The sequence below is a fragment of the Caballeronia insecticola genome (genome assembly GCF_000402035.1).
GTDB lineage: Bacteria > Pseudomonadota > Gammaproteobacteria > Burkholderiales > Burkholderiaceae > Caballeronia > Caballeronia insecticola.
This window is the reverse complement of record NC_021288.1, coordinates 646,018-662,694: the sequence shown is the minus strand read 5'-3', so window position 1 is coordinate 662,694 and position 16,677 is coordinate 646,018. Positions and strand designations below refer to the sequence as shown.

General features: G+C 65.7%; 15 protein-coding genes. 12 read left to right on the top strand and 3 right to left on the bottom strand.

Going from position 1 to position 16,677, the window contains the following annotated elements; translation table 11 throughout:
- Positions 1–38 precede the first annotated feature (38 nt).
- From BRPE64_RS23635 to BRPE64_RS23625, 3 genes are all read right to left on the bottom strand, one after another.
- Positions 39–1,448 (bottom strand): aspartate aminotransferase family protein, encoded by a 1,410-nt coding sequence (locus tag BRPE64_RS23635; protein ID WP_016347421.1) that lies wholly within the window; start codon positions 1,446–1,448, stop codon positions 39–41.
- Positions 1,449–1,625: 177 nt separating this feature from the next.
- Complete coding sequence (locus tag BRPE64_RS23630) at positions 1,626–2,552, bottom strand: 2-hydroxyacid dehydrogenase (RefSeq protein ID WP_016347419.1); 927 nt, start codon at positions 2,550–2,552, stop codon at positions 1,626–1,628.
- Positions 2,553–2,557: 5 nt separating this feature from the next.
- A complete protein-coding gene (locus tag BRPE64_RS23625) occupies positions 2,558–3,430 on the bottom strand; it encodes a GNAT family N-acetyltransferase (RefSeq protein WP_016347418.1) in 873 nt (290 codons plus the stop codon).
- A gap of 243 nt (positions 3,431–3,673) precedes the next feature.
- On the opposite strand from BRPE64_RS23625, the gene BRPE64_RS23620 reads away from it, so the two are divergent.
- The 12 genes from BRPE64_RS23620 to BRPE64_RS23565 all read left to right on the top strand — a co-directional run bounded on the left by BRPE64_RS23620 (position 3,674) and on the right by BRPE64_RS23565 (position 16,669).
- Positions 3,674–4,471 carry an enoyl-CoA hydratase/isomerase family protein gene (locus BRPE64_RS23620; RefSeq protein ID WP_016347417.1) on the top strand — a complete coding sequence of 266 codons (798 nt, stop codon included), beginning with the start codon at positions 3,674–3,676 and terminating at the stop codon, positions 4,469–4,471.
- Between the two features lie 7 nt (positions 4,472–4,478).
- Positions 4,479–6,611: an acetate--CoA ligase family protein gene (locus BRPE64_RS23615; protein ID WP_069915720.1), complete on the top strand. Its 2,133-nt coding sequence runs from the start codon at positions 4,479–4,481 to the stop codon at positions 6,609–6,611.
- Positions 6,608–7,435, top strand: a complete 828-nt coding sequence (locus BRPE64_RS23610) for an enoyl-CoA hydratase/isomerase family protein (protein WP_016347415.1) — start codon at positions 6,608–6,610, stop codon at positions 7,433–7,435. Before BRPE64_RS23615 ends, BRPE64_RS23610 begins: the two co-directional genes overlap by 4 nt.
- A 4-nt stretch (positions 7,436–7,439) precedes the next feature.
- Positions 7,440–8,357 (top strand): ABC transporter permease, encoded by a 918-nt coding sequence (locus BRPE64_RS23605; protein ID WP_016347414.1) that lies wholly within the window; start codon positions 7,440–7,442, stop codon positions 8,355–8,357.
- On the top strand, positions 8,354–9,235 hold the full coding sequence (locus BRPE64_RS23600) for an ABC transporter permease (protein ID WP_016347413.1): 882 nt from the start codon (positions 8,354–8,356) through the stop codon (positions 9,233–9,235). The genes BRPE64_RS23605 and BRPE64_RS23600 overlap by 4 nt, the downstream gene beginning before the upstream one ends.
- Before the next feature lie 53 nt (positions 9,236–9,288).
- Positions 9,289–10,851, top strand: a complete 1,563-nt coding sequence (locus tag BRPE64_RS23595; RefSeq protein WP_016347412.1) for an ABC transporter substrate-binding protein — start codon at positions 9,289–9,291, stop codon at positions 10,849–10,851.
- Positions 10,848–11,864 (top strand): ABC transporter ATP-binding protein, encoded by a 1,017-nt coding sequence (locus tag BRPE64_RS23590; protein WP_016347411.1) that lies wholly within the window; start codon positions 10,848–10,850, stop codon positions 11,862–11,864. The genes BRPE64_RS23595 and BRPE64_RS23590 overlap by 4 nt, the downstream gene beginning before the upstream one ends.
- On the top strand, positions 11,848–12,855 hold the full coding sequence (locus BRPE64_RS23585; protein ID WP_051180528.1) for an ABC transporter ATP-binding protein: 1,008 nt from the start codon (positions 11,848–11,850) through the stop codon (positions 12,853–12,855). Before BRPE64_RS23590 ends, BRPE64_RS23585 begins: the two co-directional genes overlap by 17 nt.
- Before the next feature lie 22 nt (positions 12,856–12,877).
- On the top strand, positions 12,878–14,068 hold the full coding sequence (locus BRPE64_RS23580; protein ID WP_069915719.1) for an FAD-dependent oxidoreductase: 1,191 nt from the start codon (positions 12,878–12,880) through the stop codon (positions 14,066–14,068).
- A gap of 33 nt (positions 14,069–14,101) precedes the next feature.
- A complete protein-coding gene (locus BRPE64_RS23575; RefSeq protein WP_016347408.1) occupies positions 14,102–14,830 on the top strand; it encodes a hypothetical protein in 729 nt (242 codons plus the stop codon).
- A gap of 192 nt (positions 14,831–15,022) precedes the next feature.
- Positions 15,023–15,445 (top strand): TIGR01841 family phasin, encoded by a 423-nt coding sequence (phaP, locus tag BRPE64_RS23570; RefSeq protein ID WP_016347407.1) that lies wholly within the window; start codon positions 15,023–15,025, stop codon positions 15,443–15,445.
- A gap of 99 nt (positions 15,446–15,544) precedes the next feature.
- Positions 15,545–16,669, top strand: a complete 1,125-nt coding sequence (locus BRPE64_RS23565) for an extracellular catalytic domain type 1 short-chain-length polyhydroxyalkanoate depolymerase (protein ID WP_016347406.1) — start codon at positions 15,545–15,547, stop codon at positions 16,667–16,669.
- The last annotated feature ends 8 nt before the right edge of the window (positions 16,670–16,677 follow it).

The following is a 16,677-nucleotide window of genomic DNA, read 5'->3' as shown; positions in this document are numbered from 1 at the left end:
CGGGTTCGGTCTCGCATGTCGGCGGTCGATCGATGTTATCACGCAGCCGCGCGGTTACTGAAGCTCGCTGCGCTTTTCAGCGCGTCGCGCACATCGCTTTGCGCGAGGACCTCGTCGAGCGTTTTCGTGAGGCGCTCGAACAGCATGTCGAAGTTCGCATCCGTATAGCAGAGCGCCGGCGCAAAGCCCAGGATGTTGTCGCCGAACGCGCGAAACACGATGCCGTTGCGATACGCCGCAGCCGCAATGCGGTCCGGCAGTTTCAGCGCCGCATCGAAGCCGCGTTTGCTGGCCTTGTCGGCGACGAGTTCGAGTGCGCCGAGCAAGCCGCGATGACGCGCGTCGCCGACGAGCGGATGCGCGAGCAACGCGTCGAGCCCTTGCGCGAAGCGCGGCGCCTGCGCCTGGGCATTCGCGAGCAAGCCGCCCTCGTGATAGAGCCGCATCACTTCGAGGCCGATCGCCGCGCTCACCGGATGCGCCGAGTACGTATGGCCGTGGCCGATCGCGGCGGAGACATCGCCGCCGTCGGCGATGCCCTGATACACCGCATCGGACATGAGGACCGCGCCCATCGGCGCATAGCCGGCGGTGAGGCCTTTGGCGACCGTCATCAGATCCGGTTCGACGCCTTCCGCTTCGCACGCGAAGAGCGGGCCGGTACGACCGAAGCCGGTGATGACTTCATCGGCGACGAACAGGATATCGAGCTTGCGGCAGGCCTCGCGCATCGCCTTCAGCCAGCCGACAGGCGGCACGATCACGCCGCCCGAGCCCTGAATCGGTTCGCAGAAGAAGGCCGCGACGCGCTCCGCGCCCAGCTCCGCGACCTTCGCTTCGAGCGCATGCACCGAGGCGGCGATGAGCGCGGCGTCGTCGGCGAAGTCGTTGCGATACGCATAGGGCGACGGAATGTGATGCTGCGTCGCGAGCGGCAGATCGAAGTGGCGATGGAACGCGGGCAACGCGGTCAGTCCCGCGCCGATCGACGACGAGCCGTGATAGCCGCGTTGCAGCGCGATGAAGTGCTTCTTCGCCGGCCGCCCGGTTGCGTTGTAGTAATGCGTGATGAAGCGCAGCGCGGAATCGACGGCATCCGAGCCGCCGAGCGTGAAGTACACATGCGTGAGCGACGCGGGCGCGAGTTCGACGAGCTTCGCAGCCAGTTCGATGGCAGGTTCCGAGCCGAAGTGGAAATAGCCGGTTGCATATGGCAGCTTCGCCATCTGTTTCGCCGCGGCCTCGACGATGCTCGCGTGGCCGTAGCCCGTGTTCACGCACCAGAGGCCGGAGAACGCGTCGAGCAACTGCCTGCCTTCGATATCGCGCAGAAACACGCCATCGGCGGAATCGAGCACGGTGACGCCGCGCGCCTCGTGCGCGCGATAGCTGACGACGGGATGAATCAGATGTTTGCGGTCGGACTCGACCAGCGACTGAATCGGCATGATGCGCGCTCTCTCTGTTTGGACACGGTTCGGAATGGCTCGTGACCGTTTCATACTAGTGGCAGAGCCGTATCGCGCGCATCGCCAAAAAAATCGCCAAAAAGCAAATCTGCCGCGTTTTGCGGGGGCGGCACGGCATTTTGTGCTGCGCGGCCCGCGCGATGCCTTCGATAGTCTTCAGTAGCCTCGCGTGCGGTCGATTTCGCCGATCATGCGCTCGCCGGCGCGATGCCGCCGCAGGTTTTCGATCACGACATCGACGGCGCTTTCCGGGCGCGTCGCGCTCGCGATATGCGGCGTCAGACGCACGCGCGGATGCGTCCAGAACGGATGCGTCGGCGGCAGCGGCTCGGGATCGGTCACATCGAGAATGGCGGCATGAAGATGACCGCTGTCGAGCGCATCGAGCAGATCCTGCTGGATCACTTGCGGACCGCGCCCGACGTTGATGAACGACGCGCCGCGCGGCAAGGTCTCGAACACGTCCCGGCGCAGAAGCCCGCGCGTGGCATCGGTGAGCGGCAGCAGGCAGACGAGGATATCGGTGCGGGCGAGGAACGCATCGAGCGAATCGGCGCCCGCGTAACATTCGACGCCCTCTATATCATGCGACGAGCGGCTCCAGCCCGCGCACGGAAAGCCGAACAGGCGCAGCGTCCTGAGCACCGTGGTGCCGAGCATGCCGAGGCCGAGCACGCCGATACGCCGCGTCGACGCGGCGCGCACCGGCATCTCGCGCCACACGCGCTCGCGTTGCTGCGCGGCGTAATCGAAGAGATCGCGATGAATCGTGAGCACTGCCTGCGTCACGTATTCCACCATGCCCTCGACGATGCCCGGCTCGGTCATCCGCACGACCGCGACATGCGGCGGCACGCTCGACAGATCGAACTGGTCGATGCCCGCGCCGACCGAGAAGATCACTTCGAGATTCGGCAGCGTCTGCATGATGTCGGCGGGCGGCTGCCATGCGGCGAGATAGCGCACGGCGGCGGCGTCGCCGATATCGGGCCACAAACGAAACGGCGTCTGCGGCGCCTTCAGTGCGAACTGCTGCGCCCATTGCCTGCCCCGTTCGGCATCGGCCTTATAGAGGATCGTCATGGGCCTCAACCCAGTGCCTGATTGACGATGCCGAATTGCGCAACCGACGCGTCCTGCGCCGGCACGCCATTGCGCGCCATCTTGATGACGGTATCGACGCGCCTGAGCCCGATGCCTTCGAGCCACGGCGACAGGCCGCTTTCGTCCGGCGTGTCGATGCGCACGAACTTGCCTTCGTTGCGCGCGAGCCAGTGCGCCGTGAGCGCCTGCGCGCGGCGCATGTGTTCACGATCGGCGCTGCTTGCCACGACCGGGCCGATGGCGAGTCCGCGCCCGAACTCACGGATCAGCGAAAAGCCGAGCGTTTGTCCGTCGCGTTGCAGCAGCACGCCTTCGGCCACGTTCAACAGCGCAGGCAGCAGCGCGCTTCTGTCGAGACCGCTTGCCCGCGATGCGAGCGCGACGAGCGTATCCGTATCGTCGGGCTCGATCGCGCGCAGGCTCTCGCCCGGCAACAAGTCGATGCGCGGCACGGTGAAATCCGCGCTCTGATGCTGATGAATCGCGCCGCAGCGCGTGAAGCCGAGCTTCGCATAGAGCGGCTCGCCGGCAGGCGTCGCGTGCAGCATGGTGACGCGGTTGCCGAGCGCTTCGAGCAAGCGTTCCATGAGCACGCGGCCGATGCCTTTGCCCTGTTGGTCCGGCGCCACGATCACCATGCCGAGCGATCCGCCGCCCGCGCCGTACGTCCAGTACAGCGCCGTGCCGACCACGCGTGCGCCGTCCTGCGCGACGAACCCTGCGCCGGCATCGACGACGAAGCGCCAGTCGTCGGCGCGATGCGGCCATTTGACCTCGACCGACAGCGCGTGCGCGGCGGGAATGTCGTCGGCGGTAAAGGGGCGATAGAGAAGAGCGGATCGTTCGGCGGCGGGCACGGCTTGCTCCAGATAACGGGTCCCGGCGACTTTGACATGCCGCCGTGCGCGCGGATAGGACGATTCTGCTGCGTTTCAACGTCCGGGTTTACCGCCATGTTCCATCAAAATTTACAGACATAGAATCCGTAAAAATACATCAGGTTCAAAAATGGACACGATGTATCAAAACGGGACGCGGGCAACACGGCGGTGCATCGGACAGCCTTCGTTCAGACGAAACCATTTCGGAGCACGAAGTTCATGGGCGAAATCCGGGTGGAGACGCGCGATGCCATACGCGTGCTGACCATTTGCAACGAGCGCATCCGCAATGCGTTCGATGAAGCGATGTCGGTTGCGCTGCTCGACGCGTTCGACCAAGCCGAGGCGGACGCGCGCATCCGCGTCGTGATCGTGACCGGCGCGGGCGATCTCGCGTTCTCCAGCGGCCACGATCTGAACGAACTCGCCTCCGGCGCGCATGCGCGCAGCACGGTCGGCGAAGCGCCGTTCGTGCGGCCGCTGACCATGCGCAAGCCCGTGATCGCGGCCATCAACGGCCATTGCTGGGCGGCGGGTTTCATGCTCGCGCTGTCCTGCGATCTGCGCGTCGCGAGCGAGAACGCCGTGTTCGGCTCGCCCGGCGCGCGTCTCGGCATTCTTCCGGAAGGCGGCCAGCTTTATCGTCTGCCGCAACTGATCGCGCCGGCGCGGGCGCTCGAAATGATGATGACCGCCGAGCCGATGAGCGCCGCGCAAGCCGCGCGCTTCGATCTCGTGTCGCGGCTCGTGCCGCCCGGCCGTGCGCTTGACGAAGCAATCGAACTGGCGCAGGTCATCGCGCAACGCTCGCCCGCGGTCGTGCAGGCGGTGAAGTCGGGCGTCAATCTCGGCCTGCGCGACGGCACCTGCACGGCCGAGCGTTACGAAGCCGATATGGCGCGCACGCTGCATCAGGGCGCCGACGCGCGCGAGGGCATCGCCGCGTTCCTCGAAAAGCGCGCGCCGCGTTTCGCCGACGTGGCGCCGCTCGTCCCTTCCGATCACTCCGGAGCCTGATCCGAACATGGCCATTCCTCACCCGTTGCATCGCTTGTTCAAGCCGCGGCACGTCGCGTTGCTGGGCGTATCGAAAGACAGGAACAAGGCGGGCTACAAGTTTCTGCGCGCTTTGCTCGATGCCGGTTTCGCCGGGCAAATCTCGCTGCTCGGACGGCAGTCCGGCGAACTCGAAGGCCTGCCGATCCACACCGACGCGCGAACGCTGCCCGCCGACATCGACGTCGCCTTCAATCTGCTCGGCCCGGCGCAGACGCCCGCGGTGCTCGAAGCGGCGGCGGAGCGCGGCACGGCCTTCGCCGTGGTGTTCACGGCGGGCTTCGCGGAGATGGGCGACGAGGGCGCGCGCCTGCAAGCCGACATGGTGCGCGCCTGCAATGCGCACGGAATGCGGATCGTCGGGCCGAACTGCATGGGCCTGTTCAATCTTCCGCTGGGACTGAATCTCACCGAGATATCGCCGCTGCCGGCGGGACATGTGGCGCTCGTCTCGCAAAGCGGCAATGTCGCGGTGACGTTGTGGGATCAGGCGCGCAAGCACGATGTCGGATTCTCGTGCTTCGTCGGCTTCGGCAATCAGGCCGATATCCCGATGCACGAATACATCGACTATCTCGGCCACGACGACGACACGCGCGTCATCGCGATCTATCTCGAAGGCTTGCGTCCCGCGAGCGGCGATGCGTTCTTCGAAGTCTGCGCGCGCGTGAGCCGCATCAAGCCGATCGTCGTGCTGAAGGGCGGGCGCACATCGGCGGGGCGGCGTGCGGCGGAGTCGCATACGGCGTCGCTGTCGTCGGCGGAACGCGTGTATCGCGCGTTGTTCGAGGAAGCGGGCGTGGTCGAGGTGGCGCAGATGGAGCATCTGTTGCCGGTCGCCGAAGCGTTGATGCGCTGCCCGCCGATGACCGGCGACGACGTGGCGATCGTCGGCTCGGGCGGCGGCCACTCGACCGTCTGCACCGACGAAGTCGAGTCGGTCGGCCTGCGCGTGCCGGAGTTTCCGGCGGAACTCGTCGACACATTGAGCGGCCTGTTGCCGTCGTGGGCGCCGAAGAAGAATCCCGTCGACATGACCGGCGCGTACATCAACGATCCCAGCCTGTTCGCCACGCTCACCGAACTCGTGATGACGACGTGTCCGTCGCTCGACGCCGCCGTGAATTACGGACTCTACGGCCTGTGGAAGGACGGCATGCTCGCCGAGGACAGTCCGCACGATTACGTGAGCGCCGCGCCCTTGCTCGGCGCATTGCAGACGCGGCTCGGCAAGCCGCTCGTGTTCTACACGCCCTATGCGGACCGCCCGCATCCGTCATTTACCGCGATGCGCGAAGCGGGCGTGCCGTGCTTCGATACGGTGGCATGCGTTGGCGTGGCGCTCGCGGCGCTGCGTCAGCGCGGACGGTTTCTGGCGCGGGCAAGCGAGCCGCTGCCTCATCGGACTGAAGCGGCGACATTGGCATCGGCATCGGGCCGCTACGACACCGAAGTCGCCGCCTATGCACTGCTCGCCCGCTACGACGTGAAGCTTCCCACCGTGCTCACCGCCGATTCGCCGGAAGCGGCCGCGGCGGCCAGCGAGCGGATCGGCTATCCGGTCGTCGTCAAGGCGATCCTGCCGGGCGTCGCGCACAAGAGCGATATCGGCGGCGTGCGCACCGGTCTCGGCGACGCCGCCACGGTGCTCGATGCGGCACGCCGGATCGCGATCAGCGTAAGCGACGCGCCCGGCGCGCCGGTGCTCGACGGCTTCACCGTCACGCGTGATTTCGGACGCCGCCGCGAGCTGATTGTCGGCGTGCGGCGCGATGTGTCGCTGGTGTCGCTCGGCATCGTCGGGCTGGGCGGCGTGCTGACCGAAGCGCTCGACGATGTCGCCGTGGTCCTGCTGCCCGCCACGCCCGCCCGCGTCGCGCGTGCGCTTTCGCGGCTCACGAGTGCGCGCGCGTGGGGCGCATTTCGCGGCGAGCCGGAAGTGTCGCCCGGTGCGCTCGCCGATCTCCTCAATCAACTCGATGCCGCGCTGCGCTCCGATCCCGCGATCGACAGCGTGGAGTGCAACCCCGTCATGGTCGTCGGCCGGGAGCTGGTTCCCGTCGATGCCGCCATCGCAGTGACCGACAAGGAGCCGATGTGACCATTCCGATGCCGCTGGTCCAGATGCAGGACAACGTGACGACGATCACGCTCAATCGTCCCGAGAAGCTGAATGCGCTCACGCCCGAGATCTACGCGTTCATCGGCGAGCGCGTGAACGAGGCGAGCGCGGACCCGGCGTGCCGCGCGGTGGTTCTGCGCGGCAACGGCCGGGCCTTCTCGGCAGGCTTCGATCTGACGCTGGAAATGGGCGAGCGCACGCACGAAGAGCGTCTGCATTCGCTGCATGAAATCGCCAACCGGGCGCGCTGGGCGGTGTGGCGCTGCAAGAAGCCGGTGATCGCGGCGATCCACGGCTACTGCATGGGCGGCGCGTTCGAACTCGTGCTGCCGTGCGACTTCACCATCGCCGCCGAAAGCTGCCGGCTCGGCGAACCGGAGATTCTGTTCGGCGAAGGGCCCGCGTTCATCATGGTGCCGTGGCTCGTCAATCACAAGATCGCGAAAGACATCTTGCTGACGGGGCGGCAATTCACGGCGGCCGAAGCGTTACGCATGGGCATCGTTACGACAGTCGTGCCCGACGATGCGCTCGACGCCGAAGTCGATGCGCTCACGCGCACGCTGTGCCGCCTGCCGCCGTCGGCGGTGACCATCAACAAGGTGGGCATCAACCGCGCGTACGAGGCGCAGGGCATGGCCGCGCATATCGACAGCTGGGTGGAGGCGGCCGCGTATCTGTCCTTCATGGACGACGAAGCGCGCAGCGAATTCCAGCGCCGCGTGATGCAGGAAGGACCGAGCGCCGGGATCGCGTGGCGCACGCAGTACTACGCCGGCGGCAAAGCCTCCGAAAGGACATAGCGCCATGCTGCATCTGATCGGCAAGCAGATCGGGCTCGGCCTGTGCGTCGTGCTCACGGCGATGACGCTCACCTTCTTCATGGTGCGGCTGAGCGGCGATCCGACGGCGCAGATTCTTCCTCAGGACGCGAGCGCCGAACAGCGCGTCGCGCTGCAAAAGCGGCTCGGGCTCGACCGCTCGGTGCCGCGCCAATACCTGACGTATATGGAAGGCGCGGCGCAGGGCGAGTTCGGCAGTTCGTATTTCGACGGCGACACCGTGACCTCGATCATCATGCGCCGCCTGCCGAACACGGTGCTGCTCGCCTGTACGTCGCTCGTGATTGCGCTGGTGTTCGCGATCCCGCTCGGCCTGCTGGCAGCGACGCGGCGCGGCGGACTGCTCGACCGGTCCGTGCAGGTCGTGAGCGTGATGGGCGCGTCGGTGCCGTCGTTCTGGATGGGTCTCCTGATGATCCAGATCTTCGCGGTCGGCTTCGGCTGGCTGCCGACTTATGGCATTGGCGGCTGGCGGCATCTCGTGTTGCCCGCGCTGACGCTCGCGCTGTACGTGTTCCCGGGCATCACGCGGCTCACGCGCTCGTCGATGCTCGAAGTGCTGCCCGCCAGCTACGTCAACGCCGCGCGCGCGAAGGGCATGCCGGAGCGCCGCGTGATTTTCCGCACCGTGCTGCGCAACGGCATCGTGCCGGTGCTCGCGTTGATCGCGCTCGAAATCGGCACGCTGTTCGGCGGCGCGGTGCTGACCGAGACCGTGTTTTCGTGGCCGGGCATCGGACGGCTCGCGATCGAATCGATCCAGCGGCGCGATTTTCCCATCATTCAGGGCGTGGTCGCGTATGTCGCGGTCATCTTCGCGGTCATCACGGTGGGGGTCGAGATCGTGATCCGCATCGTCAATCCGAGGCTGAGGACAACATGACGCCTTCCGCTCCCGCCGTATCGCCGTGGCTGCGGCTGCGCCGCCGGGTCGCGCGCCAGCCGGTGATGATCGTGCTGTGCATGGCGTTCCTCATGCTCACGCTGATTGCCGCGCTCGGCGGCGATGCCCTCACGCCGTTCGATCCGACCTTTCAGGATCTCGGCAGCCGCCTGCTTCCCGCCGGCGCCGTGGGCGCGGAAGGGCGCTACTGGTTCGGCACGGATGCGCTCGGCCGCGACGTGCTCTCGCTTCTGATCATGGGCGCGCGGCCCGCGTTGTTCGTGTCGGTGGCGGCAGTCGCGCTCGCCGCCGCGCTCGGCATCTGCGCGGGGATTTTCGCGGGCTATCGCGGCGGGCGCATCGCCGATCTGCTGCTGTATCTGTCGAACATTCAGCTCTCGTTTCCGTTCTTTCTGCTCGCGATCACGATTGTCGGGATTCTGAGCCCGAGCGTGCCGCTCGTGATTGCGGTGATCGCGCTCGGCAGCTGGGTGCCGTTCGCGCGCGTGACTTATTCGGACACCAACCAGATTCGACAGCTCGAATACGTCGAGGCCGTGCTCGTGATGCGCGGCAGCACCTGGCGCGTGTTGCTGCGGCACATTCTGCCCAACGTGCTGCCGAACGTGCTGGTGCTCGCGACCTTCGCGCTCGGCACGGCCATCGTGATGGAAAGCGGGCTGAGCTTCGTCGGTCTCGGCGTGCCGACCGATACGCCGACCTGGGGACGCATGCTCAGCGAAGGCCGCGACTACATGGATACCGCGTGGTGGCTCACCGTGTTTCCGGGTTCCTGCATTTTCCTGCTCGTCCTGTCGATCAACGTGCTCGGCGAGCAATTGCGCGATTCGTCCGATCCCAAGCTGAACCGGCGTTGATGACGCCGTTTGCCCACATCCACCGACGCATTTCAAGCCAGAAGGGGTAGCTCATGAAAGCGGGAGATATCGTTGCGACAGGTTCCTTCGTCACCGCGGCCTTGCGCGCATGCCGCACGCTGACATGCGCGGCGCTCGTCTGCGCGGCGTGGCCCGCCGCGCACGCTGCGCCCACGGCCGCGACCGAAGTTCGCGTGGCGCTGAGCGGCGGCATCGACCAGCTCGATCCCGCGCGCACGGCGAACGGTCCGGATATGGCGATCATGAGCCAGATCTACGATACCTTGCTCGCGCTCGACCCCAACAGCGGCAAGCTCTTGCCGAACGTGGCGTCGTCGTACACGGCGAAAGAGCCGACGCTCTGGGAGTTCAAGCTGCGCAACGACGTCAAGTTTCAGGACGGCCAGCCGCTCACCGCCGAGGACGTGAAGTATTCGATCGACCGCATCCGCAACCCGGCGATGAACTCGCCGCATGCATCGCAGATCGCGTCGATTTCGGAGGTGATCGTCGTCGATCCGCAGACAGTGCAGATTCGCACGAAAGCGCCCGATCCGCTGCTGCCGCGGCGCATGCAGCCTATCGGCGGAAGCGGGCGCGTGTTCATCGTGCCGAAGCATTACTTCGAATCGCACAGCCAGCAGGAAGTCAACGACAAGCCGCTCGGATCGGGTCCCTACAAGCTGACCGAATGGCGCAAGGGAACGTCGCTCACGCTGGAGCGCAATCCGGCTTACTGGAACACGGCGCCGGATGTCGCGACCGGGCGCTTCACCTTCGTGCCGGAGAATTCGACGCGCGTCAACGCGCTGCTGCAAGGGGAAGTCGACATCATCCAGCGCGTGCCGATTGCCGATGTGGACCGCATCGAGAAGTCGCAGAACGCGAAGATCGTCTCCAGCATGGACGGCCTCGTGCACACGCTGCTGCTCGATTCGCGCAAGCCGCCGTTCAACGACATCAAGGTGCGCCAGGCGTTCGTCGAATCGCTCGACATGAACAACATCGTGACGCATCTGCTCGGCAAATACGGCCGCGTGCTGGGCACGCCGATGGCGCCGACCGTCGTGCAGTTCGACAAGTCGATCAAGCCCTACGCCACCGACCGCAAGGGCGCCAAGGGCTTGCTGGACGGCAAGACGGTCGATCTCAAGACCTATACGTCGGATGGCCGTTACGTGAACGACCGCGACATCTATCAGGCGATCAACGCGCAACTCGGCTCGACGGGCTTCAAGGTGAGCCCGCAAGTGATGGAATGGGGGCGTCTGATCGGCATGATGCAGAGCCGCAGCGGCGGGCCGTTCTACATCATCGGCTGGGATTTCGGCGAAGGCGACGCGAGCAAGATCAACTCCTTCCTCAATTCGAGTTCGCCGCTCAGCGTGACGGCCGACCCCGAGTTCGACAAGCTGGCGGCGCAGGCCGGCGGCCAGATGGACGACGCGAAGCGCGCCGAGGACTGGAAAGCCGCCCAGCGCCTCGTGCACGACCGCTATTACGTCGCGGCGGTGTGGCAGGCCGCGTCCATCTACGGCTTCTCGAAGCGGCTGCAATGGGACGCGCGTTTCGGCGACAACTTCGACCTCGCCACGGTCAAGGTTTCGGCGAAATGAACGTGTCCACCTTGCGCAGCGGCGCGGATACGCCGGTCCTCGATGTCGCCGACCTGAACGTGTCGTTCAGCACCCGCGCGGGCGAAGTGCGGGTCGTGCGCGACTTGAGCTTTCGCGTCGGGCGCGGCGAAGTGTTCGCCGTGATCGGCGAGTCGGGTTCCGGCAAGTCGACAATGGCGCAGGCCGTGATGGGCCTCCTCTCCGGCCAGGCGAATACGACCGGGCGCATCACGCTGTCCGGCCAGCCGATTTCGAGTCTCGCGCCGCGCGCACGCCGCCGCCTGTGCGGCGAGCGCATGGCGCTGATCAGCCAGGACGCGCTCGCGGCGCTCAATCCGTGCACGACCGTCGGCTTCCAGATTGCCGAGACGCTGATGGTCCATCGCGGCATGTCGCGCCGCGCGGGCATGCGGCGTGCCGTCGAACTGCTGGCGCTGACCGGCATTCCGTCGCCGGATGAGCGCGTGCATCGCTATCCGCACGAGTTTTCGGGCGGCATGCGCCAGCGCGCGCTGATTGCGATTGCGCTCGCGCTTGAACCCGATCTGCTGATCGCCGACGAGCCGACCACCGCGCTCGATGCCACCATCAAGGCGCAGATTCTCCAGTTGCTGATGCGGTTGCGCGGCGAACTCGGCATGGCGGTGCTGATCGTCACGCACGATATGGGCGTCGTCGCGCGCATGGCCGACCGCATGCTCGTGATGTACGCCGGGCGCGCGGTCGAGACGGGTCCCGTCACCGAAGTCTTCGATGCGCCCGCGCATCCGTACACGCGCGCGCTGCTCAAGGCGATGCCGCGTCTCGATTGTCCCGGCGAGCCGCTGCGCGCGATCGCCGGTGCGCCGCCCGCGCCGCAGGCCATTCCCACGGGTTGCGCGTTCCATCCGCGCTGCGCGCTTGCCGTGCCCGCGTGTTCGGCCGACGTGCCGCAGCCGATCGTGTTCGCCGGCGGCCGCATGTCCCTGTGCCGCTTCTCTCCGGATGAGGTCCGATATGCCGAACGTGCGTGAGCTGACGCCACCCGCCGACGAGGTCCCGGTGCTGCACGCCGCCGGTCTGTGCAGGCGCTTTCGCATCTCGCGGCCCTGGCCCGCCGCGCCGCTATGGCTCGACGCAGTCGACGACGTCACGCTCTCGCTCGGACGCGGCAAGACGCTCGGCATCGTCGGCGAATCGGGCTGCGGGAAGTCGACGCTGTCGCGCATGCTCGTCGGCATTCTCGCGCCAAGTGCAGGCACGTTGCATGTCGATGGCGTCAACCTCGCGCAGTTGCGCGGCGATCGCTGGCGCGAAGTGATGCGCGACGTGCAGATGGTGTTCCAGTCGCCCTATACCGCGCTCAATCCGCGTTTGAAGATCGGCGAGATCGTGCGCGAGCCGCTCGATATCCACGAAGCGCATCTGTCGAAGAAGGAGCGCGGCGAACGCGTGATCGCAATGCTCGAACGCGTCGGCCTGCACGCGGGACATGCGGCGCGTTATCCGTATTCGCTGTCGGGCGGGCAGCAGCAGCGCGTGGGCATCGCGCGTGCGCTGGTGCGGCCGGCGCGCGTCGTGATCTGCGACGAACCCGTTTCCGCGCTCGATGTGTCCGTGCAGGCGCAGGTCGTGAATCTGCTGCGCGAATTGCAGGACGATCTGCGCGTGTCGTATGTGTTCGTGTCGCACGATCTGGCCGTGGTCGCCAACATCTCGCACGATATCGCGGTGATGTATATGGGCCGCGTGGTCGAATCCGGCGCCGCGCGCGATGTGTTGCAGACGCCGCGGCATCCGTACACGCAGGCGCTCGTCGATAGCGCCAACGTGCCGGACCCGCGCGTCGAGCGTTCGCGTACGCCGCGCGTGCTGGCAGGCGATCTGCCGCGTCCGACCGATCCGCCGAGCGGTTGCCGCTTCCGCACGCGCTGCTGGATGGCACAGGACATCTGCTCGAAATCGACGCCGGCGCTGATCCATCGTTCCGGCGCGCCGCAGCGCGTGGCTTGCCACTTTGCCTGACACCTTCTTCGATAACTTCAACATGCCCAACACATCCTCGTCTTCCTTGCATGTGGCCATCGTCGGGGCTGGCGTGATCGGCGCGATGAGCGCGTGGCGCCTCGCGCGGCGCGGCGTCAAGGTCACGCTGTTCGACCGCTATGCACCCGCGCACGATCGCGGCGCGACCGGCGGAGAAAGCCGCGTCTTTCGCGTCGCCTGCAAGGAGGGCGCGAAGCACGTTCCGCTGGTGCGCGAAAGCCTCGCGTTATGGCGCGAACTCGAAGGCGAAGCGAATCAGCGGCTGCTGTATCAGACCGGTGTCGCGACCATCGGCACGCCGTCCATGCCCGGCATGCGCGCGATTCGCGAGACGGCCACGCAGTTCGATCTGCGGCTCGACGTGCTCGAACGTGACGCCGCGCTCGCGCGCTTCCCGCAGTTTCGTCTCGCGTCCGGCGAGATCATGCTGTTCGATCCCGAGGGCGGCGCGCTGCGCTCCGATCTCGCGGTGCTGTCGGCGGTGGAACGCGCGGTCGCATGTGGCGCAACGTTGCGCAGCTACACGAGTGTCGATGCCGTCGAGCCGTTCGACGATCACGTCGCGCTGAAGATAGGCGGCGCGACGGAGACGTTCTCGCACGTTGTCATGGCGCCGGGCGGCTGGGCTTCGTTCGAGCCGGCGCTGGCCGCGCTGCCGCTCGTCACGCGCCGCATTGCGCTCGGCTGGTTCGCGCCGCGTGTGCCGGCGGAGTTCGGCATCGACCATTCGATCGTGCTGATGCACTTGTTCGAAAGCGGCTACTTCTACATGTTCCCGTGCATGGACGGCGCGACTGTCAAAGCCAGCTGCAATATCGGCGGCTGGCCCGCGCTCGATGCGCCGCATGCACTGCCGCGCAGCCTGCCCGCCGATGAACTCGCGCATCTGCGCCGCACCGCGGCCGAAGTGGCGCCGGGTCTGCGTGCGGACCCGGTGCGCATCGGCATCTACATGGATGCGTACACGCCCGATGGCGAAGGCCTGCTTGGCGCGCTGCCCGGCGACGAGAAGACGTCGCGCATGTTCGTCGCGACCGGCTTCTCGGGGCACGGCTTCAAGTTCTCGCCGGCCATCGGCGAGGCGGTGGCGCGGCTCGTCGTGGAAGGCGAAGCGGGCGGCCAGGTCGCGCATCTGGATGTCGCGCGGTTTCAGGACGCGCGCACGCCGCAGCGGCGTGCAGGCACGCGATGATCCGGCGGCGAGCGTTCGGTAAAATGCAGCCCTATGAACGTCACACAGGGGAATACGATGATGGAAGAGTCGCCTGTCGAGGCACGCGACGTACCGTCGTCGCTGCGGTTCGAGGAGATGCTCGCGGCCAAGACGCTGGACCGGTCATTGTCGAAGCGCGAGCGAACGCGTTACGTCTTCATGACGATCGCGGCGCGCTTCCTGCAGGACAATCCCGCGCAGAATCCGACTGTCGAATATCTGCTCGAACAATCGGGTCTCGCACGCTCCACGTTTTATAACCACTTCAAGGACATCGAGAATTGCGTCTTCGAGGTGCTGAGCATGTTCTTCGAGTACATCGAAGGCAGCCGCGTGAGCAGCTCGCGCAAGCTCAAAGCCTATGACGCCATTCTCGAAGCGAACCTCTGGTATTCGCGGGCCTATGCGTCGAATGCGAACCTGTTCACGGCCATTCATCGCAATGCCGAACTGTGCAAGATTCGCGAACTGCGCAACGACCAGTGGGCGATGAAAGTGGTGCATGTCTCGGGACGGCGGCGCGGGCGCGAGTTCACCGGCGCGGAGCGCATCGAGTATGCGGGGACCATCCGCATTTTGATCACGATGACCATCGAAACCCTGAGCGAGCGGTTCATCAACAAAGATGCGTTGATCAGCGAAGCATTCCCCGGCGCGGACGATATCGCAACCCGCATCAGCGGCATCTGGCACGAAGTGATGAAGCGCTATGAAGAGATGCCAGCCGCAAGCGCAGGCTGAGCGCCCGGGTGTCGGGGTGCGACAAAAACACGACACGCAAGCCCCTTCTGTAGCGATCGAACAAATAAAAAACGCCTGCTTGACGACAGCCGAAAGTGCCGTATGATGCTCTTCATATTGCAGTGCAGCAAAACGCATTGACGGTCCTGAATTTACGGGCCTGTTGGATCCCTAAAACTTCAGGAGCGGTATATGTTTCCTTTCTTCAGTCAACAGACAACTTCGATCCCGGCAACGGGCCTGCAAACGTTCGTGAACGTCTCGAAGCGTTACGCAAGCGGCCTTCAGCAGATTGCCGATCTGAACGTGCAGACCATCAAGACCGTGTTCGAGGAAGGCAATGCGGTCTTTCGTGCCGGTCCGAACGCCAAGCCGGCTGACATGCTGAGCTGGCAATCGACGCTCTTCGCGGAAGCGCCCGAGAAAGCCGCGGCTTATACGCGGCATTTTCTGGAGATCGTCCGCTCGACGCAGACCGACATGTTCAACGAGGCGCGCGCGCCGCTGGCGCAGGCCGGCGCCGGAATGAAGCAAGCGTTCGAATCGGCGACGCCTGTCGCACTTTTCTCGAACGCAAAGCAGAAGGCGACCCACGTCGCCGACGAAGCGGCATAAGCCATCCATATTGCGACCTCTCGCTCGACGCATCATTGTCGACTCGAAGCCCGCCTCGAGCGGGCTTTTTTATGCCCTTCGACACAATAGGAATAACCGATGAATCCCTTCCATCCGCTCGCGTGGGCGCACGATACGTTCTGGTCGCTCTTTACGCACGGAACCGTGGGTCTCACGGCGCATTCGTTCGACGATGCGGATACCGCGACCGCACGCCCCGTGGTTCAGCCGCGTCCGGTAGTCGAAACGCCACGCGCTTACCGGCAAGCGGAATTGCCGCAGGAAGCCATCGGCATGACATGGTCGAGCGAACGCTTCGAGCATGAGGGCACGACGTATGACGTCAAGCTCTATATCCCGAGTGCTTACGACGGTCGTCCGCTGCCGATGATCGTCATGCTGCACGGCGCGCAACAAGACTCGGACGACTTCGCGACGGGGACTGAGATGAACGTCGTCGCGGAGGAGCGGGGCTTTATCGTCGTTTATCCGGAACAGCCGGAAAGCTCGAATCCGCTGAAATGCTGGAATTGGTTTTTGCCCGCGAATCAGATGCGCGAATCGGGCGAAACGGCGGCGATCGCGGCGCTCACGCGTGACGTCATGGCGCGCTACAACGTGGATGACGCGCGCGTCTATGTCGCCGGTATGTCGGCGGGCGGCGCGCTGGCCGTCAATCTTGCCGTGACGCATCCCGATCTTTACGCGGCTGCCGCGGTGCACTCGGGGCTTGCGTTCGGTGTCGCCGACGAACAAATTTCCGCCCTCTGCGCAATGAACGACGGCCGAGGCAAAGTTCGTCTGCCGCAGGCATCGTTCGCGGCATCCGGGACGCGCGCCGTGCCGTTGATCGTCTTTCACGGCGATGCCGACGACACCGTGCATCCGCTCAACAGCGAACAGATCGTGGAAATGAGTCGGCTCATGCACTGCGATGTCGAAGGCGCGCTGCCGAGCGCCGCAGCGCGCGCCGGCCGCCACGAAGACGGCCACGCTTATACGCAACGCGTGTTTCACGATCGTGACGGCGTGCCGGTCGGCGAGCAGTGGCTCGTGCACGGACTCGGCCACGCATGGTCGGGCGGGCATCCGGACGGCACGCATACGGACGCGCGCGGTCCGCACGCATCGCGGGAGATTGTCCGCTTCTTCGATCAGTTCGCGATCGATCGCACGGCGATTCAGGGCGATGTGTGCGGCCGTAGTGAGATGAGTTTGCCCTGAACCACGCG

Coding starts and splice junctions, on each gene's coding strand:
- BRPE64_RS23585 (WP_051180528.1), top strand. CDS start 11,848: ATGCCGAACGTGCGTGAGCTGACGCCACCCGCCGACGAGGTCCCGGTG.
- BRPE64_RS23620 (WP_016347417.1), top strand. CDS start 3,674: ATGGGCGAAATCCGGGTGGAGACGCGCGATGCCATACGCGTGCTGACC.
- BRPE64_RS23615 (WP_069915720.1), top strand. CDS start 4,479: ATGGCCATTCCTCACCCGTTGCATCGCTTGTTCAAGCCGCGGCACGTC.
- BRPE64_RS23635 (WP_016347421.1), bottom strand. CDS start 1,448: ATGCCGATTCAGTCGCTGGTCGAGTCCGACCGCAAACATCTGATTCAT.
- BRPE64_RS23630 (WP_016347419.1), bottom strand. CDS start 2,552: ATGACGATCCTCTATAAGGCCGATGCCGAACGGGGCAGGCAATGGGCG.
- BRPE64_RS23575 (WP_016347408.1), top strand. CDS start 14,102: ATGAACGTCACACAGGGGAATACGATGATGGAAGAGTCGCCTGTCGAG.
- BRPE64_RS23595 (WP_016347412.1), top strand. CDS start 9,289: ATGAAAGCGGGAGATATCGTTGCGACAGGTTCCTTCGTCACCGCGGCC.
- BRPE64_RS23565 (WP_016347406.1), top strand. CDS start 15,545: ATGAATCCCTTCCATCCGCTCGCGTGGGCGCACGATACGTTCTGGTCG.
- BRPE64_RS23580 (WP_069915719.1), top strand. CDS start 12,878: ATGCCCAACACATCCTCGTCTTCCTTGCATGTGGCCATCGTCGGGGCT.
- BRPE64_RS23590 (WP_016347411.1), top strand. CDS start 10,848: ATGAACGTGTCCACCTTGCGCAGCGGCGCGGATACGCCGGTCCTCGAT.
- phaP (WP_016347407.1), top strand. CDS start 15,023: ATGTTTCCTTTCTTCAGTCAACAGACAACTTCGATCCCGGCAACGGGC.
- BRPE64_RS23600 (WP_016347413.1), top strand. CDS start 8,354: ATGACGCCTTCCGCTCCCGCCGTATCGCCGTGGCTGCGGCTGCGCCGC.
- BRPE64_RS23605 (WP_016347414.1), top strand. CDS start 7,440: ATGCTGCATCTGATCGGCAAGCAGATCGGGCTCGGCCTGTGCGTCGTG.